The sequence below is a fragment of the Blastopirellula sp. SH421 genome (genome assembly GCF_057808535.1).
On record NZ_CM173712.1, the window covers coordinates 2018167 to 2036601 of the forward strand.

Annotated in this window: 16 protein-coding genes; 3 read left to right on the plus strand and 13 right to left on the minus strand. The window is 55.9% G+C overall.

Annotated features, from left to right (window positions below):
* Positions 1-7: 7 nt before the first annotated feature.
* From truA to SH421x_RS08365, 7 genes are all read right to left on the minus strand, one after another.
* A complete protein-coding gene (truA, locus tag SH421x_RS08335) occupies positions 8-790 on the minus strand; it encodes a tRNA pseudouridine(38-40) synthase TruA (protein WP_488854962.1) in 783 nt (260 codons plus the stop codon).
* Positions 783-1115: a hypothetical protein gene (locus tag SH421x_RS08340; RefSeq protein WP_488854963.1), complete on the minus strand. Its 333-nt coding sequence runs from the start codon at positions 1113-1115 to the stop codon at positions 783-785. The genes truA and SH421x_RS08340 overlap by 8 nt, the downstream gene beginning before the upstream one ends.
* A gap of 61 nt (positions 1116-1176) precedes the next feature.
* Entirely contained in the window at positions 1177-2190 is a 1014-nt protein-coding gene (locus SH421x_RS08345) for an aspartate-semialdehyde dehydrogenase (RefSeq protein ID WP_488856419.1), read from the minus strand.
* A gap of 200 nt (positions 2191-2390) precedes the next feature.
* Positions 2391-4418, minus strand: coding sequence for an SGNH/GDSL hydrolase family protein (locus SH421x_RS08350; RefSeq protein ID WP_488854964.1), 2028 nt, complete (start codon positions 4416-4418; stop codon positions 2391-2393).
* Positions 4419-4632: 214 nt separating this feature from the next.
* Positions 4633-5067: a hypothetical protein gene (locus SH421x_RS08355; RefSeq protein WP_488854965.1), complete on the minus strand. Its 435-nt coding sequence runs from the start codon at positions 5065-5067 to the stop codon at positions 4633-4635.
* A 127-nt stretch (positions 5068-5194) separates the two neighbouring features.
* The gene (locus tag SH421x_RS08360) at positions 5195-6214 is read right to left on the minus strand and encodes a DUF1559 family PulG-like putative transporter (RefSeq protein ID WP_488854966.1); all 1020 of its coding nucleotides are present in this window, start codon (positions 6212-6214) and stop codon (positions 5195-5197) included.
* A gap of 620 nt (positions 6215-6834) precedes the next feature.
* Positions 6835-7908 carry an Lpg1974 family pore-forming outer membrane protein gene (locus tag SH421x_RS08365; RefSeq protein WP_488854967.1) on the minus strand — a complete coding sequence of 358 codons (1074 nt, stop codon included), beginning with the start codon at positions 7906-7908 and terminating at the stop codon, positions 6835-6837.
* Positions 7909-8649: 741 nt separating this feature from the next.
* On the opposite strand from SH421x_RS08365, the gene recQ reads away from it, so the two are divergent.
* Positions 8650-10860 carry a DNA helicase RecQ gene (recQ, locus tag SH421x_RS08370; protein WP_488854968.1) on the plus strand — a complete coding sequence of 737 codons (2211 nt, stop codon included), beginning with the start codon at positions 8650-8652 and terminating at the stop codon, positions 10858-10860.
* A 356-nt stretch (positions 10861-11216) separates the two neighbouring features.
* Here the strand turns inward: recQ and SH421x_RS08375 are convergent, their stop codons facing one another.
* The 5 genes from SH421x_RS08375 to SH421x_RS08395 all read right to left on the minus strand — a co-directional run bounded on the left by SH421x_RS08375 (position 11217) and on the right by SH421x_RS08395 (position 14324).
* Positions 11217-12128, minus strand: coding sequence for a lactate/malate dehydrogenase family protein (locus SH421x_RS08375; RefSeq protein WP_488854969.1), 912 nt, complete (start codon positions 12126-12128; stop codon positions 11217-11219).
* Positions 12129-12155: 27 nt separating this feature from the next.
* The gene (locus SH421x_RS08380; protein ID WP_488854970.1) at positions 12156-12707 is read right to left on the minus strand and encodes a DUF6790 family protein; all 552 of its coding nucleotides are present in this window, start codon (positions 12705-12707) and stop codon (positions 12156-12158) included.
* A 146-nt stretch (positions 12708-12853) separates the two neighbouring features.
* On the minus strand, positions 12854-13066 hold the full coding sequence (locus tag SH421x_RS08385; RefSeq protein WP_488854971.1) for a hypothetical protein: 213 nt from the start codon (positions 13064-13066) through the stop codon (positions 12854-12856).
* 82 nt (positions 13067-13148) lie between these two features.
* Positions 13149-13670 (minus strand): Fur family transcriptional regulator, encoded by a 522-nt coding sequence (locus SH421x_RS08390; protein WP_488854972.1) that lies wholly within the window; start codon positions 13668-13670, stop codon positions 13149-13151.
* A 369-nt stretch (positions 13671-14039) separates the two neighbouring features.
* Complete coding sequence (locus tag SH421x_RS08395) at positions 14040-14324, minus strand: flagellar biosynthesis anti-sigma factor FlgM (protein ID WP_488854973.1); 285 nt, start codon at positions 14322-14324, stop codon at positions 14040-14042.
* A 1002-nt stretch (positions 14325-15326) separates the two neighbouring features.
* On the opposite strand from SH421x_RS08395, the gene SH421x_RS08400 reads away from it, so the two are divergent.
* Positions 15327-15548, plus strand: a complete 222-nt coding sequence (locus SH421x_RS08400; protein ID WP_488854974.1) for a hypothetical protein — start codon at positions 15327-15329, stop codon at positions 15546-15548.
* A 24-nt stretch (positions 15549-15572) separates the two neighbouring features.
* On the opposite strand, the gene SH421x_RS08405 is transcribed toward SH421x_RS08400, so the two are convergent.
* Entirely contained in the window at positions 15573-17750 is a 2178-nt protein-coding gene (locus tag SH421x_RS08405) for an alpha/beta hydrolase family protein (protein WP_488854975.1), read from the minus strand.
* A 218-nt stretch (positions 17751-17968) separates the two neighbouring features.
* On the opposite strand from SH421x_RS08405, the gene SH421x_RS08410 reads away from it, so the two are divergent.
* Positions 17969-18304: a hypothetical protein gene (locus SH421x_RS08410; RefSeq protein ID WP_488854976.1), complete on the plus strand. Its 336-nt coding sequence runs from the start codon at positions 17969-17971 to the stop codon at positions 18302-18304.
* Positions 18305-18435: the final 131 nt, after the last annotated feature.

Below are 18435 nucleotides of genomic sequence, written 5' to 3' on the forward strand. Positions count from 1 at the left end.
GCTTTCGTTAATCGAGCCAACAACTGTCGGGATAATCGACGCGTAGCAAGTATAGTCCGTGCGCCGGCGCCGTCATCCCGCCCGCAGTCCGTTTTTTGGCGGCTAGCACGTCGGCGACCCACTCCGGCGGGCGACGTCCTTTGCCCACGTCGACCAGCGTACCGACAATGATGCGGACCATATTGTAGAGAAACCCGTTCGCTTCGACTTCGATCGCAACCTTGTCAAACTCGTGGCGCTGGCTGCGAAGAACTGCCACATCAAACACATGGCGAACTGTCGACTGCCTTTCAGATCCGACCGATTCAAAGCTGGCGAAGTCATGTTCGCCGATCAGATATTTAGCCGCTGCTTGCATCGCTTCAAAGTCGAGCTCTTTTTTGACGAACCAGGCGTAATGTCGCGAAAACACGTCGTCGATCCGCCCTTCCTGTAGTAAATAGCGATAACGCTTTTTAGTCGCGCAGTCGATCGCGTTGAAGCTTGGAATCGCGTTTCGCGCGCTTTGGCAGACGATGTCCGGCGGCAGTTCGGCATTCAATGCGCGACGGATTACGTCTGGAGAAAGCTGGGATTGCATCCGAAAGCTGACGACTTGACCGATCGCATGCACGCCAGAGTCGGTCCGTCCACTGCCGGTGACTCGGATTTTTTCGCCAGTGATCTTGAATAGCGTTTTTTCGAGCGACTCTTGGATCGTGCGCTGGTCATTTTGAATTTGCCAGCCAGAGTAGTTGGCGCCGTCGTACGAAACGACCAGTTTGATCGCGCGCTCGGTGGGCTCAGTCATGCGCATCTCCACGCGCGACCAGCATGAGACTAGCCCGCAGCTCAAGTTTTGAATTTGCGCTATATTCGAGCCATTTGGACACTAGCCCGCAGCGCCAGCGAGGGAATACGGCCAATACTTCATGCCGGGTTAGCATCACCAAGCGTATTCCCTCGCTTGCGCTGCGGGCTAGTGTGAACGTTATTGTCTTGATTCTTAACGCGTTTTTCCGCTCTTTGTCGGTGATTTTTCCATGCTGCATTCTTTTCTGACCGACCAGCGCAACTTCATAAAGCGCAAGCCAGGGAATGTGGTTGGCCACTTCGAACCTTGTTCGCATCGCCATCCGCATTCCCTCGCTTGCGCTGCGGGCTAGTGTTTGAATCGATTGAAGCTTCAAGCTTTTTTTAAACCGCGGCGGCCGAATTGATGAGCAACTCGGCGATTTGCACCGCGTTGGTCGCGGCGCCCTTGCGGAGGTTGTCGCTAACGCACCAAAAGGCGATCCCATTTTCGCACGAGAGGTCTTTGCGGATGCGACCGACATAGACGTCGTCATTGCCGCTGCAACCAAGCGGCATCGGGTATTGGCCGTTGGCCAGATCGTCGATGACGGTGATGCCGGGGAAGTCGCGGAACAGCTGCGTCGCTTCGGCGGCCGAGAGCGGCTTTTCGGTCTCGACCAGGATGCTTTCGCTGTGGCAGTTGGTGACCGGCACGCGAACGCAGGTCGGGCAGACCATGATCGAATCATCGCCGAAGATCTTGCGCGTTTCGTACACCATCTTCATTTCTTCGGAGGTGTAGCCTTCGTGCTTTAGGCCGCCGATTTGCGGAATCAAGTTGAACGCGATGGGATGGGCGAACGTTTTGCGGTCGAACGCTTGGCCATCGAGCGAAGCCCGCGAGCTGTCGATCAGTTCGGCCTGGCCGGCGACCCCTGCTCCGCTGGTCGCTTGATAGGTCGAAACGATGACGCGGCGAATCTTGGCCGCGGCATGCAGCGGCTTCATCGCAACGACCATCTGCGTGGTCGAACAGTTGGGGCTGGCGATCAGCCCCTTGTGATCTTTGATCGCTTCTGGATTGACTTCCGGCACGATCAGCGGCACGGTTTTGTCCATGCGCCAATAGCCGCTTTCGTCAATGACCACGCAGCCGCGCTCGATCGCCCAAGGAGCGAACTCTTTGGCCGTTTCGTCGGGCGTGCTGCCGATCACCAGATCGAGACCGGTGAACGCGTCAGGAGTTAATTCGACGACGGTATGTTCTTCACCGCGGAACGTCAGCTTTGTGCCTGCCGAGCGCTTGGATGCGAGAAAGGTAATCGTCTTGAAAGGAAAGTTTCGTTCTTCCAACAGCTGGCGAATGATACTACCTACGGCCCCGGTGGCCCCAACGATTCCAATATTCTCGTACACCATCAACTCCTGCGGTAAATAACTCTAATAGGCCCCTCTTATTGGACCCTGTCGCGGCACATGCGGCCTGGACAAACCCGCATTATAACGAGTTTTCACCAGACAGTTCAATGCTGCTCAGGGTTCGCAAATTGGCGCCGTGGGGGGAACGCTGAGAGAAAACCGATCCCTGCGGGCCCCCCTGGGCAGCTCCTATCCGCTTACTCTGTAACGAGATCGCCGATCAATTGAATCTGTCCGATCCAGAGGTTAGTTCCGGTGTACTTGGCCGATTTTAGCTCGGTTTCTGGGTCTTTTAAGCGGAACGCGACCGGCGTGCGATCAGGCTGCTGGGCGTCTAACTTGATCGTCACGGTATGTACCGCGTCAGGATCCAGCCCACTGGCGACCCACAAAGTGGCAATGCGGTGATAGGTGCAGTAGCTATCGAAGCGCGGGATCATCTTGTCGCGCGTTTGGCCGTCGACGGTGATGCTGACCTGGCCACCATTGGGGCCAACCAGATCATAGAGCTTCGCCTGGGAGCCGCGAAATTTGAAGGTCAATTCGCTGCCCGGCTCGGTCGCTTCCCAAATCTGGCCAAGTCGTTTACCGAAACTGCGTTGGAGCGAGTCGGCATCGGTCAGTTTTTTCCAATCCCCCTTCAACATCGACGGTTGCAGCGGAACCATTTTGGCCGCTTCCCAGTGGTCGGCGACAAACGGAGTCGCCAGCTTTGGCGCGTGATCTACTGGCGGCAGGTCTTTCATTTGTTCGACCCCTGTGGCGACATCGGCTGCGTACAGCTGATGACCGGCGTCGAGCGGATGAACGCCGTCGGTGGAAAACTGCAGCACGCCGTCAGCCGGTTTCTCAGCCGACTGAAAGACGAGAGTCCCCTCCCCTGCTCGCTTCACCACTTCTAGATTGAAATTGATCGAGGGAATCCCGTAATGATCGGCCAACATTTCCATCGCGGAAGCAGCGCGGGGGCACAGACCTTCGCGGGTTGGCTCTTCATAGCTGGTGCGATAGGTGTAGACAAAGCAGATGTCAGTCGCGGGATTGGCCTTCCAAGTCTGGCGAACGATCCCTTCCATCGCTTTCCAGATTTGCTCCGGCGCGGCGCCGCCATCGTTGACGGCGAACTCAACGAACAGCAGATCTGGTTGGTATTGCAGCGCGTCATGTTCGACGCGGAAGACTCCCAAGTCGCTGCCGGTGCCGCCGATCGCGGCGTGAATCTCGTCGACCTGCGCTTGCGGAAACTGTTTGCGGAACCAATCGAGCGTTTTCACGCGCCAGCCGTTGGCGGCGGTGATCGATCCGCCCAGGTAGCCGATCTTCACCGGTTGGCCGGCGTTCAATTTCTTCAATACGTTGCCTAGTCCGTCACGCGGCTTGACCCGCTTCGCCGGTTGGGCTGCGTAGGTCGGTTCGACCGATGCATGTTGGACAATGAAGTCGACAATCGGCGTTGGGTCTTCTAACCCATGCGGATGATGACCAACGCCGGGCTTGGCGATCAGTTGGATGTCGCCTCCTAGCTTTTTGTAGCGCTCGGCGATCACGCCGGTGTTTTCTTCCCACGGCACAACGTCATCGGCGTCGCCATACACATGCAGTAGCGGAACGCCGGCTTTGGCCAATGGCGCTAGTTTGTCGATTGGGTTTTGATCGTAGGCAAGCGCGGCTGCTTCGTCGGCAAAGCCGTAGGCTTCGATCACGCGATTCCATTCGCCGTCACTCCCCTGCCCTTTTCCTTTGCCGCCGGGCCAGCTTTTGAAGTCGCAGACCGGCGCGTCACCATAGATACAGGCAACTTTATCCGGGTTGGCGGCGGCCCAGTTATAGGCGTAGAGTCCGCCGCGGCTGAGACCGGTCAGCGCCGGCTTTTTGGCCAAGCCATATTTCTCGGTCAGTTCTTTGTAGAGCGCGTTCCAGTGAGCGACTGCGGTGGGGGAACCAAGCATGTTCGGCACGTGCATGTAGACGATAGTAAAGCCAGCTTTGAGCAATGCGACGTCCGGTTCGGTCTTGTGACCGAAAAACTCACCGTGCCAGAGCCAGGGATTGCTTGGCGCCGCCGTTTTGGGCGTTACGACAGTGACGGTCTTCCCGTCGACGGCAAAGTCGTAGCGGTCGAAGCCTTGGTATTGGCTTTTAGCGCCGGGAAACTGCGTCGCGGCGGCCGTTGCGGTAGCCGACAGAGCGACGAGCAATATTAGACAGAGAGCATTTCGGATCATGGCCAGCTTTTTTGGGGTGGGGGCGTGATGGGCGGGGGGGCAAGCGACTTCAGACTCTCTATGATGGTCAACCTGACCGGGAGAGGCAATGCTTGGTCGGAAGAGAGTTCGAATCGCTGAGGAAGTTATTCTCCCCCTGCCCTCCCCTGTCGGCAAGATGTAGGCCTGACAGAGATTCCGGCGACTGCCGCCGCATGACTCGTGCGAGCGAGTCTTACTTCTTCAAGTCGAACTCAAATCGATCCGTCGGCATTCCTTGCACCAATTCGATCTGCAGCGGCGTTGTGCGCTCGTCGCGGAACTGCTTGGGGATCAAATTCTTTTTGGGCTTACTCGCAGCTTGCCGCGTTTCGGCAGGAGATCCTGGAGGGATCAAAGCCATGTCATCGACCCGGGGAATCACAACCACGCGATAGGTTCCGTAGGGAACATGCGCAAACGTCGCTTCTCCAGTCGAAGCTAGTTCGGCTCCACCGCCTGTGCCGCTGAGATCGACGGAGCCTTCCGTCAATGGGGCGCCGTTCAGGAGGATCCGAATTACGATCGGCATTCCGGGATCGACCGGTCGGCCCGATGCGTTGTTACAACCCAAGCAAAACAACCCAAGTAGTCCGACGGCGGTGATGCTAAATTTTAGAGAAATGAACACTTGAAACTCCCACAGGTGACTTAATCCAAGGGCGAACATACGACAAGCGGAAGTTGCGAATCACGTAACCGCCGTCCTATCTACGCAACTTCTGACGTGACGGCGTCAATCGCGGAAGTCACCAAGTTTAGTAATTTCCAATCACTTCTCCGTCGTCACGCACAGACAGTTTCGACAGCAAATTAAAGTCGATCACCTCGGCAAGGAAATGCACAGAGCCATCCGCCAGAACTGCCTGGATGCCGCCGGGATGATAGGAGTTTACGACCGTGTTGGGGCGATAGGATAGATTGGCATTGGTTGGCGCACCCGAATTCCAGTAGGTGTTCGGAGGAACGCGCACGGTGGTCAAACCACCGGTGTACATGCTGCCGCCGGAGTAAGTCGTGATGTCCGTCTCGGGCGTGTACGGCGTTCCGGAGTTGAAGACCCAGCCATGCCAGCCCCCTAGCGTGTTGGCGCTGATTTCAATTCCATTGACCTGTCCAGACTGCTCGGCGATGAGGATCGTGTTGGAAGTGCCGTCCGTGCATTCTGCTAGGCCGGCGCCGCGCAAGGTGCGCATCATGCCGTTTTCGCAGAAGGCGCCTCCGACAAGCCCAGAAGAACTTGTACAGACATTCGTACGTCCTGCTGGATCCGGGTAAGCGCCTACGATCCCCACATAGTCCATCACTTGGCAGTCTTGCTGGATTGAGCCAGTGGTAAGCCCGGTATACATAAGATCTTTTCGGTTGGTCATTTCGAAAGCGCTTGAAGGGCACTGGAACATCGGCACGCGCGCGTTCGCCAGGAACGATGGAATCGCTGCAGAATGCGCCCAAAAAATAGTGCTCGAAAAGTTCAATTGCTGATACATCGGCGATTGTTCAATGAAGGGGAGAAGCGAGATGCGCCAATTGATCGCTCTCGAGTTATTGGCCGCCACGGTAGTTGATCCTGCCGGAAACCGACCGTAGGTATCGTGGTAGTTTTGCATCGCCAGGCCCATCTGTTTCAGATTGTTCTGACAGGACATCCGTCGCGCGGCTTCGCGAGCTTGCTGCACGGCGGGTAGCAACAGAGCGATCAAAACGCCGATGATCGCGATGACCACGAGCAGTTCGACAAGCGTGAAACCTGCGGAAGATCGAGAGCGGAGTGTCATACGATGTCCTTTGAAATGATGATGGCAGTGCGACAAGCAAGAATGAAGTTAGAGAGCGGGCTGTACGTCAGCCCAGGCTGATATGACGCGGTATCAACGAATGCAAAAAAATTAGAGGAGAAGATCGTAACCTCCGCGCTCTTGAACAAACACTTTGCAAATGCTGTACCACGAATGGGGAAAGCTCGCCCGTACAATTCGGACTGCTTATTAACACGAGGCAGAACAAGGCAATTTAGCGGGCATGACACGCAGCTAAAGCAGTTTGCCTAGAAAAAAATGGTATTTCGTGGCAAAAATTGCAGCGCGAAAAACCATCGCATACACGAACACTGCGTAAGAATTCAGCAGGTCAGAACTCGCAGTCAAGCCGGCTCGAGAGGGGCCTCACCTGATCTGCTAGTACGCTGGATTAACTCCGATCAGGCGTCAATTGGAAAGCAGCGATCATTCCCAGATGGGACACCACTTCGGCCAGCAGATTGAACTGTCAGGATTGACTTTCCGGACTTGATTGGACCCGATCTGTTTCGAGGTACAACCACCTTCGAAACACGCAACAGCCACTGACGTTGGCGCCATATGGCTGTTGCGGTAGTTCGGTGTCGCGGAGGCTTGTTTTAGTACATCCAGCTCAGCGAGGCGTACGGCCCGTGCGCCGTGAAGTTGCTTTGCACATGATCGGCAGTGCGGAGGAAGATGCCGACGCTTTGGTCGACCGGCTGCGTGTTCACTTCGGTGATCACGTAGTTGTTGATCGCGTTCAAGTAAACCGCCGCTTGGTAACCACCTTCTAACCGCAGTGTGCCGCAGCTTCCGTCAATCGTATAGCCGCCGCCAAGTTTGGTTTGCAAAGCAGGCACAAGCTGAACAGCATTGGGAGAAGTTAGCGATTGCGGGTTGTTCGTTGGGATCCCGCCACCTTGCGCCGGCGATACCGAATAAAAGTCGAGCCGGCTATGCATCTGGCCGATCAGCGCCGCCGCGGCGAACTCGCTGAGGAAATCAAAGTGACCCATGCGGAATTGTGCGTTCAAGCCCAGTCGAGGCCCGACGCCGTCAAACAGAGATTTGGTTTCGTTGCTGCTTGTGGTCAACCCGCTGTCGCTAGCGAAATGAGCATAGATATCTTGGCTGATATGGGCGTACTCGATCCCGCTGAAAAAGCGAAACTTCACTGGGCCGCCTGACATGGTGTGCTGGCCAATATCGAGAGTTACCGAGTCGTAATCAAACTCGACGCTGCCGCTTGCATTTTTATAATCGGCGGCGTCAGGCCCCATTTCATACGACGGCCCGACGAATTGATCCGCCCCGACATGAAACGAGTCGCGATCGCTGGTTGAAAGGTGCGTCCAGCTGAGTTGAATGTCGTTGCCAGAGTCGTTCAGCAAGCTGCTAAAGCCCACATTAAACGCCGGAGTAAAGTCGGGTCCGATCGCTCGGTTATTCCAGTGCGGGGACGGTAACGGCAAAGGGTTCACATGCGTCGCATATTCGAGATTGCCGCCGCCGGGTCTCAGGAACAGAATCGAAGCAAAGGCCGTAAAACCAGGCAGCGTTTCGCTGCTATTCGGCGCGACATAAGGATTGACATCGTATGGCGTCTCTAGATGCTCTTCGGCACGAACAATCGAGGCGAATTGTGCGACGAAAATCGTCGCCAGCGAGACAAACAAGAGCGAACGTTTCATCGTAATTTTTCAATTTTCCAGGCGGCAATCACCATCATCGAAATGGGTGCCCCAGTTGTTGTTCCTATTGCTGCCTGGCTAGTGCTGGTGCCGAACTTATCGACGCATTACGATCAATACAGTAGGAGAAACCGCTAAAGCTTGCTAACTTTTCCTTGACGTTAAAAATGGCAAAAACGGACTATTCCTCTTACTGCGGAGGCGAACGGATGGACTTTTGCCAAAAAGGTCTGTTGATCCGTCGTTGCAAGTTCGAACGAAAAAGTCGCAGCCGAGAGACACGGTCGCGGCGAACCGCATTCAAGAATGGAAGTGGAACGCTAAGTATTCCCCCACCACTTTTCCGCTGCTGGGATTGGTCTGGTTCGCCCAGATCGTTGGCACTGCTGAGTCCCTGTTTTCACTCATCGAGGGCATATTGAGCGGTCCAGATTGGATTCATTTGTGGGCGCCGTGCGCATTTACCACCAGAAAACGGCGCGAGTCTACCCAAAACGTGAACCTTGGCTGGCGCAAGTCTGACCTGTTGTCACGCGCTGCAGGCGCACCGTTTTCTTTTCCAGATCGACGGATCTAACATGACTGTGTGGCCAAGTCGAGTGGTTTGACCTACCCCCCGATTTCCGGTTAGGCTGATCGCTTCATTCACAACAGTTGGTTCGCTTTTCCCTGCCGCTGGCGATGTGCATCACAGATCGCGCGGGGGTTTGGCAGGTTTACGGATAAGGTCGGGCGCTTCCCATGGAATCGACGTCGTTGGTCACGCACGAACATCTCCTCTCGACGATGCGGCAATATTGGGGCTACGAAGGTTTTCGCCCCCTACAGCAAGAAGCGATGCAGTCCGTTTTGGACGATCGCGATTCGGTCGTCGTGATGCCGACCGGCGGCGGCAAATCGCTTTGCTACCAGGTCCCCGCTTTGTGTAAGCCAGGCTTGGCGGTCGTCGCATCGCCGTTGATCTCGCTGATGAAAGATCAAGTTGACGCGCTGACCGCCTGCGGCATTCAGGCGGCCTGCATCAACAGCACGATCACTGCCGAAGAACGCCGTCAGATCGCCGCAGATATCAGGAGCGGCGCGACGCGACTGTTGTACCTGGCGCCAGAGCGGTTGTTGTCAGAGCGGATGCTCGAGTTTTTGGCAGGCGTCGACGTCTCGTTTTTCGCCATCGACGAGTCGCACTGTATCAGCGAGTGGGGACACGATTTTCGCCCTGAGTATCGCATGATGAAGATGCTCAAAGAAAACTTCCCCGGCGTCGGCGTGCATGCCTATACGGCGACTGCCACCGAAACGGTGCGGCTGGATATCGCGCAGCAGTTGGGACTGGTCGATCCTGAAATGTTGGTCGGTTCCTTCGATCGTCCCAACCTGAACTATCGCATCCAGCGTCGCGCTGATCGTTTCGCTCAAATCCAAGCGGTAATCGCTCGGCATCCCAACGAGTCTGGCATCGTCTATTGCATACGCCGCGCTGATGTTGAATCGATCGCCGAGCAATTGAACTCAATCGGCGTCAAAGCCCTTCCCTACCACGCCGGGCTCAGCGATGAGATGCGTCAAAAGAATCAAGAGGCGTTCATTCAAGAACGGACGGATGTGATCGTCGCGACAGTCGCATTTGGGATGGGGATCGACAAATCCAACGTTCGTTACGTCATCCACGCCGGCATGCCGAAGTCGCTCGAAAGTTATCAACAGGAAAGTGGCCGCGGCGGTCGGGATGGTTTGGAGGCAGAATGCGTGCTGCTCTACTCCAGCGGCGACTTGGTAACCTGGAAGCGAATGTTAGGAGACTTACCAGACGCCGCCCAGCAAGCGGCGATGCGTTCGCTCGATGCGCTCGATCATTTTTGCACCGGCGCCCAATGTCGGCATCGGATGCTGGTCAGCTACTTCGGCCAAGAGCTAGAAGCGGAAGAGTGTGAAGCGTGCGACGTTTGTTTGGGCACCTTGGATTTGGTCGAAGATGCGACCGTGCTAGGACAAAAGATTCTCTCGTGCATCCTGCGCACCGGCGAAAGCTTTGGCGCAGATCACAACGCCAAGGTCCTTTGCGGCTCACGCGACAAACGCGTGCTGGAACTGGGCCATGACAAGCTGAGCACCTATGGCTTGCTGCAAAACGATAGTATCCGTAGCGTTCGGATGTGGATCGAGCAACTCGCCGGCCAGCGTTATTTGGCCAAAGTTGGTGAGTACAACGTCTTGAAAGTGACCGAAGCGGGCCGCGAACTGCTACGCGGTGAAGTGACGCCCAAGCTGACGAAGCCGGATATCGCGGACAGTGCAGCCGCGGAGAAATCAAGCGGCTCGAAACGTTCGCGGCGGCTGGACGATTGGGAAGGTGTCGATCGCGAACTGTTTGAATCGCTGCGCGTCTTGCGCCGCGAAAAAGCAGAAGCGGCCGGCATTCCGGCTTATGTCGTCTTCGGCGATAGCTCGCTGCGCGAGATGGCGCGGCATCGCCCTTCGACGCTCGAAAACTTTCGCTTGATCAAAGGGGTCGGCGATAAAAAGTGCCAAGACTACGGAGAAGTCTTTACGCAGCACATCGTCAACCATTGCCAACAGCAAGGGATCGAAGTTGACGCGTTGGAAGTGCAAGTGATCGCCGCTCCTCGGCGCGAGCCCCCCAAGAATCAATCGCCGGCGCTCAAAGACGCGTTCACCCTGTTCGCGAAAGGACAAACCGTCAACGAAGTCGCTAACGTGATTGGCCGTGCTGAATCCACCGTGCAAGGCTATCTCGAGCAATTCATCCGCGAAGAACGTCTGACCGATCCCACCGCCTGGGTCACCGGCGAAACCGCGCGACGCATTGAATCTGCGCTGGAAGAATGTGGCGCCGGCGGATTACGCCCGATCTATGAGCACTTGAATGAAGAAGTGCCGTATGGAGAGATTCGGATTGTCGCTGCGTGTCTGCAGAATCGGGAATCGGTTTAAGTCGTTGATTGACTTCCTTCGTAGCCCGTTTTGAAGTTTTGAAGTTGCGCTAATTGGCAATTCTTAAAAAATAGAACACGGATACCACGGAAAGAGGACGGATCAACACGGTAAGAATCAAGGGAGGGAACCGCTATATGCTTCGACTCGGAAGATCTTTACAACATGGCCGGGACGAAGCTACGTAACGCCAGATCCTAGTAATTTCGGGGCCAGGACGAGCCGCCGGGCCTCCAAGTTGACGACAGCGCAGGATCTTTTCTGACCGTGCTGCTCCGTATCGAGATCCGTGGCTTTGCCGCGTTCTATTCTTACTCTTAGCATGAATCGCGAAACTTCAAAGCTTGCGCAACGGGCTAGGAAGAATGCAGCGCTTGGATACTCTCTTTCACCGCTGTCGCCGAACGCTGAAACGCCGCTTGTTCTTCTTCTAAGAGCACGGGGAACAAGATTCGTGTGATGCCGGCGCGGCCGATGACTGCCGGCAGCGACAAGCAAACTTCTTCGACCCCCAAAAAACCATCGATCCGCACGCTGACCGGCATCGTGTGTTTTAGGTCGTAGACGATGCTGTCGATGATCATCATCGTCGCCAGCGCGATGCCATAGCTGGTATGTCCTTTCAAGCCTGAGACGGCATAGCCCATCGAAACGGTCTCTTGGAACAGCTTGGCCGACATGTCGCTGGGATAAAAGCGTTGCCCGCCGGTCACTGCGACTGAGTGCGCGGCGAACTGCGTGTCACCATGTTCGCCCAGGATGTAGGCGCGGATGTCGTCAGAATGGATGCCGAGTTCGGCAGAGAGAAGAGCCCGATAGCGGACACTGTCGAGCAACGTGCCGGTGCCGATGACACGTTCTGGGGGAAAGCCCGATAACTGGATTGCCGCGTAGGTCAGCGCGTCGACCGGATTGCTGACCATGATTAAGATTGCGTCAGGACTAACCGCAGCCAAAGCGGGAATCCACTGCTGGAGGATCGCATAGTTCTCAGCCGCCAGTTCGGTGCGCTTGCGGGTCGGATCTCCATACGGAACCGAAGCGGTGAAGACGATGATGTCGGAATTTGCGGAATCGGCGATCTCCCCTGCCCTGATGCGCATATTGCTGTTTTGCATGGCGCTGGCGTTGGACAGGTCGATCGCTTCCCCTTCGGCCTTCGCCAGATTGCGATTGAGCAGCAACAGCTCGGTCGCCAGCGGATTGATGGTCGCAGCGAATGCGATTGCCGAGCCGACGTGACCTGTGCCGACGATGGTGAGTTTCATGTAAGCGATTTTCCTGACTCGATTGGACTAAGTGCGTGCATCCGTACTGGAAGTAGATTGTCGATCAGGGGAGGAGATTCGCCAACCGAAGAGAAAGCAAAAGCCAAAGATCGGTAGGAAGATGTCAGCCCAAAACATGACGCCAGCGTTGCCGGGGGCGAAGTTGTGATGGGCGACCATTTGGTAAACGTGGCCGGCGGCAGCGCCCCACAAAAAGCAGGCAGGTCCCACATTCGCCGCCAGGCGAAGTCCAAAGTCTTGCCGAAACGCGAGTAGGCCGACCAGGCCGAAGCCCAGACTCGCAAAACCGACCTCTAACTGAAACGGGCTATCAGCCCAGCCGATAAACTTGGCCGCCATTTCACCAAAGAAGACGTGCATTACAAAGTTGTAGATGTTGAAAAGTCCCACTGCGCACAGGCAATAGTACGCCAGCAACGTTTCAAACATGCGATGTCGCGTAATCGCTTGGCGATGAACGACCAGTGAGACCGCCGAGCAGATCAATCCGAGCAGGAAAAATGTGACAGCGTAGTTGCTGAGCACCCACTTGATGATCGCTTCCATCATGCGTCGCATCCAATTCTGTGATGTTTGTCGAAGTTGAAAGCCTACTTTTCGGCGAGAGGTGTCGGGCTACAGAAAAGGATAGCTTATGAGCCTAGATGACGATGATTTCTAGCAGCACAAGCTGCGGCCAAAGGATGGACTGCTGGATGCGAGAATTAGCAGATCTGTTCAGGATTGTTTGATTGAATCCGTGGTCGACAGCATCGCTGGGCCGCACGGACAAGTTTCCAGCTGGTTTCGAGCTCTGGGATTTGCTCTATCTGAAAGCGATTGAGCCAAAGTGCGAAACCAACCGGCTGCTCGACGAATCGGACCGGCAGCGTGCCGATTAAGGGATGAGCGATCAGCGGTTGAGGTTCGTTACGCACGCCGGCGACAAACGTATCGCTGGCGTAGGAGCAAACGGAATTCGTCGGATCACCGCTGGGTGGACAGAGCCGATTGGGTTGGCTAAATCAAATCAACCTTCCGCTTTTGCCGCCGCGTCTTTCGTTGGCATTCCAGACACGTTCCGTTGACGATGAATTTGTGACCGGTGACGCGGAAGCCTTGTTCGCGGGCGACGGCGTCGCGCAGGCGGACCAGTTCTTCGCTGTGGAACTCTGACAGGTCGCCACACTGAGTACAGTAAAGATGGTCATGGTCGGGGTAGCCGTAGTCATGCTCGTAGACGGCGCGGCCGCCGATGTCCATCTTGCGCAGCAGGCCGGCTTCGACCAGTTCGTTCAGGGTGCGATAGACGGTCGGGCGACTCACCCGTTTGGGGCCAGCGTCGCGTTGGGCGAGCTCTTCGATCAGCGCGTCGGCGTCGAAGTGCTCATGCTTGCTGAAAACATGTTCGACCAGGATCCGGCGAGGCTGCGTGATGCGCTTCCCTTTGGCTTGAAGGTACTCTTCAAAGCGTTCCATCGGGGGTAAAGCGACGTCTACGCTGGTCAATGCGTACGATTCGCTCAAATGCGACTGCGACATGATGGTCTCAACTAAATAGTAACGGCACTAGCAGGCTTGTTGAGACTGTTTCGCAACAAGCAATCTCTTTATAGGCCCATAGTTACGTGGTTTTGGGCGGTAAGTAGTCTCAATAGCGATTGTAGGCGGGTAGTCGCTATTTGCAACCAGCAGTGGAGACCGCGCGCAGAAAAAAACCGGCGAGCCATCCGAGCTGCGCCGGTTTTCGAGACGTTGAATTGCAGGGCCCGGGGGGGGCCGAAAGCTCGGTGATTCGCCGATTATTGATACTTCAACAGTCAGCGGCGTCTAGGGAGGAGGCGACAATTTTGCGACGTAGGTCGCTGATTTGTCGGCATAACACTGCCATAAAATGCCGCTCGCGGGAGACTAGCCGAACGAGTCGAGCAGTCGATCCAGCGCGATATCGAGCTTGTCGTCACTAAAGTAACTGCCGTCTGCGATTTGGGCTTTGATCTGGGCGACCTTGTCGGCGCGGATATCCGATGTTTCGCGAGCACGGCTCACCATATCGGCTTCGGCCGAGATATCGAGCGAATCGACCGTGTCGAAACGTGAAGTCGTCGGTTCCAGCGTCTGCGTTGCGCCACCGGCGCGATGCGGACCGCTAATCGACTGAGGACCGTGCAATTGTGTTGGGCTGTTGATGTACATAATTTTCCTACTCCCTACGGGCGCTGTGGAACCGTTTACCGCGTTTGCGGACGTCAGTATTCAGTTCCGATTCGTCCAGGCGTTGTTGACCGGAAATTGGAGGCCCCAGCGTGTCATTTCTCTGAATCTCAGGTTGTGACCCGCTTCCGTACCTCGAAATATAGTTCAAAGCTTGCCGCTGAGCGCCGCTTTCCGTGTCTAGCCGACATTCCTTGCGAAGCATAAGACTTCGCGGCTCGAGAATAGCGTAAGCACTACTCTCATCGTCATGCTAGCACCGGCGCTGTATCGCAATAACTTGGTTTCTTGTTGTAACAACTCGCGGGGAGCTTGCTGACAGGCGAAAGTTTGTCGCCTTTGTGCATCACGTCGATTCAGGGCTACACGGTTGTAGTTAAAAAGCGACGTGCCCGCTTGTTCATCTGTTCAGTTGTCTGGTTGTAATTGATACGTCCTGACCCCAGAGCTTGTTTGCGAATATGGCGCCAAACGCTTTGAACCGGTTATTCCGGTCGCCGTTTATAGGAAATGCCGGCAGTGAGATCAACAGCAACTGCGGACGCTGGCCGCGGCTACTTGAGACGATTCTGACGATTCCACCGAGAAAAATTATGGGTCGTAGTGAATCTGCGTAAATTACAGTCTGCCGGGATAGCAACGTCTACCCAAGTGTCATGCGGCTAGCTTGCGAGCAGACAGCAAAAAAACTTTCTGGTTTTCTCCACACTGTTCAGCAGTTGGCGCGGCCGACCTCTCCTTTTTGCTGCAAGAGCTTCCAAAGCGATTGTCAAATCTACAATGACGGCGTCTGGTTGAGGTCGGATGCGGGGGGGGTGTGGTTCTCCGCAAAGGCAGAACCCAAAACGAAAAGATCGAACCCTTTTCGTCTGCGCAACGTCCAATACATAGAGATGCGGACGTTAACAATTCAGCGGTGAAGGATCATCGCCTCCCAAGCTACAGGGATTCGTAGCGGACTTCCTCGATAAAGGAGTTCGCGACATGGACGAACCTCTCATTGATCAGTTGCAGATTCGTCTCCTCGATAGTCGCACCGGCGAGGAAATGATGGTTGGGCTTGCACCTTACCTAGAATTTTCGCACGAACTCGACACCGAGCTGAACGAACTACGTCACACCTGGCGTAACTTTGAAACCGAACGGTCGCTTTCGCGTCCTTTCGAGCGTCGCTCCGCCGCCTTGGGCGAAGCGAGCAACGGATAGTTTTGATTTAGGTAACCTCCGCGCTTATCGCGGAGCCAACAAATAAGGGACGATCGAACTTCGGTCGTCCCCCTTTTTTTGCGCTTCCGCCGCATGACGGGCTGCATAGGCAGATTGGACCAACTTCAAACCATCGGCCGATTCTCCCAGAACCAGGGTAGATTGCGGCGCCGCTAGCGCCAGCAGCGCCGGCAGATCGCCATACTTGGCTCCGCCCGGCACGAATGACGCGTCACGGAAGTCAAGCAACTGCCCAAAGCGGAAACCGCCGGTTACGATTGCCGCCCGATCAAACATTGCTGGATCCATGGCCCGAGCCGCCGCCGCGATCGGCCCGCAATTGCCCACTCCGACCAGGTCGACAAATTTAGCCGCGCGTTCATGCCCGCGGACAAATGCGCCAACCGTCAGTACGTCAGCGACACGTTGGGCGAAGAGCGAACGATTGTAGCCGTAGGTATAGCCGGCGAACTGACGCGGGTTTTCGACCACGCGGTTGGTCTCTTCGCCGCCGAATTCGCCTTGACCCAGCAGATCAACGCCGACGACCGACGTTCCCTGAGCGACTAGCTCTTTTACCATCGCCCGCAGCGAACCATCTGCTGCATACAGCCCCCCCTTCCCTTCCGGCGAAAGCCACAGGACGGCTTGGCCATTCCACTTGTCTGGATAAAGGAAAATGGTCGGCAGTTCGGTCTGGTGATCGCCGCCGGCGTTTTTGCGTAACAGACCGGTGAGCTGCAGATAACCATCGCCAGCTTGCTTGTGGGTCAGGTCAAACTGCAGGGTGTCAAACGCAGGGGTTTTCGCTCCTAAGATTGACTTCCAGGCGCCGACAACCACTGTTTGGAACTTGCCAAAGCTGGCCTCGTCTTGCGGCGTCAGTGCGGCGATCGCTTGGTCGGATTCGACCTTTAGTTGATGCAATAGCTGGCGTTCGTAATCGGCCGAATATTCGGGCCGCGGATGCTGCTCGTCCCAGACCGTTTGTTGATCGCGGTTGAGTCGGTCGTAGTCATGCTCGACGATCGGAGTTTTCAGGCCCAAGCCCAAGGCCCGATTGAAGAGGTCGTACATCGGCGCGCGGGCGACGTTGTTGTAGTTGTGTTCAAAGTGAGACGCTTCGTGCAGCGCAACGTTCTTGGGAGCCCCCAAATCTTCGTACAGCTTCTTCAGTTCGGGGAAACCTTTGGAGCCCATCTCCTTGGTCCAGTCATTGGCGGTGGTCATCGCTTGCGGTTTAGGAGCAAACAGCGCCGCGAATTCGACGTTGCCGGTATCAACCCGCAGCAGTGAGCAGCTCTCGCAGGTGCAGCCCCCTTGCATCGAGGTCGACACCATCACCGCCGGATAGGATGAGATGACCCGCGGATCCAGCGCCGCGAGGATCATGGTCTGGGTTCCACCGCCGCTCGATCCGGTCACCGCCAAGCGATTCGGATCGACATACGGAAGCGACTCGAGAAAGTCGAGTGCACGGATCGAGTTCCAGGTTTGCAAACCCATGATCGATTGCAGATTCGCTTCGGCTTGTGGACTAAATAGCCCCCAGTTTTCAAGCTGGTTCATCTCAGGACGTTGGTCCGCGAACAGATGAGCAATTTCGTGCGTGATCTGCACGCTATCGGCATAGCCGATCATGTCGTACAGAAACGCTACGCAACCCATCCTCGCTAGTTGCACGCAGCGTGCTTGAACGGGTGAGCGGCCGCCGTTGACAAAACGTTCAGAACCGTTGTTTACATCTTGGAGAATTCCCTCGGCTCCCCGATCATAAAAACGGCCATCGTTCCAATGACCATGGGGGCAAAGCACCGCCGGGATGCGTCCCTCGATATTTTTGGGGCGATAGAGACTGCCGGTGACGAAGAAGCCGGGGAAGCTCTCGAAATAAACTTTCTCGACGCTATAGTCTTCAAAGTCAAGCTTGCCGTGCATGACGGCGTTGAGCGGAGTTTTCTCTGGCAGCGGCCACAGACCCAGCGCCACGCTCATTTGACGTTTGACTTCTTCCGCTCGGGCTGGCCACTGGTCTTTGGCCGGCGGATTGAAGGGAAAATAGCCGTGCAGATCTTTCAGCGGCGCCAGGCGAGAATCGGCTGGCTTCGCGCCAGCGGTGAGCGATTTGGGTGACTCAGCACACAGATTGCTGGAGATCGACAGCAATGATAGCGATACAATTAAACAGTCCAGACGAATCATGAGGTGAATCCTGTCGAAGTCTAACAGCGGTGAGAGTCGATAACAGAAGGGTACAGTGGGGCGACGCGGGAAGTCGCACGCGAGGTGTTGATACTATAATGACTGACGGTAACCCAAAGATGCAAGCAGGATCTTCCCCGGCAGCCCCCCCTGCCCTGTCGGTGAGGCGTCGTGATTGGTCCCAGTGGCCAACTTGTCCCGGCTGCGCAGAACGGCGGATGACGCATTGCCCCAGTTGCGGGGAGGCGTCGGAGCAATTTTCTCTAGCGCCCTATCAAGAAACCGGCGCCGATATGCAGCCATCTCGACGCCAAGCCGCGACTGTCGCTCACAATCCATATCCGCTGTTGGTCTGCCCAACCTGCGACGATCAATTTCGTCCCGAGTTTTATCACCAGTGCGCCTGGTGCGGACATGATTTCAAAGATGGCCAGCGGCGATCACTGAATGAGATGTTTCGGGCATTGTCGCGCCGCGAGTTAGCGACAATCGTCGGTCTAGCCGCCGTTTGCCTAGGCGGGCTGACCTGGTTTGCGATTGTGTTGCGAGGGTAAATGCCGGAAGTTAAGGCCAAAATCTCGCAATCCGAATGTCCAAGGACAAAGTTTTGGATCAATTCCTAAAGTCGTTCGACTGTTGCGGACCGCCTCATTTTTGCAGGTGGCTCGTAGGGGCTGAACAACCG

Bases quoted from the DNA above. Each gene is read 5' to 3' on its own strand.
- SH421x_RS08380 (WP_488854970.1), bottom strand. From the start codon at position 12,707: ATGCGACGCATGATGGAAGCGATCATCAAGTGGGTGCTCAGCAACTAC.
- SH421x_RS08400 (WP_488854974.1), top strand. From the start codon at position 15,327: ATGGACGAACCTCTCATTGATCAGTTGCAGATTCGTCTCCTCGATAGT.
- SH421x_RS08410 (WP_488854976.1), top strand. From the start codon at position 17,969: ATGACGCATTGCCCCAGTTGCGGGGAGGCGTCGGAGCAATTTTCTCTA.
- SH421x_RS08390 (WP_488854972.1), bottom strand. From the start codon at position 13,670: ATGTCGCAGTCGCATTTGAGCGAATCGTACGCATTGACCAGCGTAGAC.
- SH421x_RS08375 (WP_488854969.1), bottom strand. From the start codon at position 12,128: ATGAAACTCACCATCGTCGGCACAGGTCACGTCGGCTCGGCAATCGCA.
- SH421x_RS08365 (WP_488854967.1), bottom strand. From the start codon at position 7,908: ATGAAACGTTCGCTCTTGTTTGTCTCGCTGGCGACGATTTTCGTCGCA.
- truA (WP_488854962.1), bottom strand. From the start codon at position 790: ATGACTGAGCCCACCGAGCGCGCGATCAAACTGGTCGTTTCGTACGAC.
- SH421x_RS08340 (WP_488854963.1), bottom strand. From the start codon at position 1,115: ATGGCGATGCGAACAAGGTTCGAAGTGGCCAACCACATTCCCTGGCTT.
- SH421x_RS08395 (WP_488854973.1), bottom strand. From the start codon at position 14,324: ATGTACATCAACAGCCCAACACAATTGCACGGTCCTCAGTCGATTAGC.
- SH421x_RS08350 (WP_488854964.1), bottom strand. From the start codon at position 4,418: ATGATCCGAAATGCTCTCTGTCTAATATTGCTCGTCGCTCTGTCGGCT.
- SH421x_RS08360 (WP_488854966.1), bottom strand. From the start codon at position 6,214: ATGACACTCCGCTCTCGATCTTCCGCAGGTTTCACGCTTGTCGAACTG.
- SH421x_RS08405 (WP_488854975.1), bottom strand. From the start codon at position 17,750: ATGATTCGTCTGGACTGTTTAATTGTATCGCTATCATTGCTGTCGATC.
- recQ (WP_488854968.1), top strand. From the start codon at position 8,650: ATGGAATCGACGTCGTTGGTCACGCACGAACATCTCCTCTCGACGATG.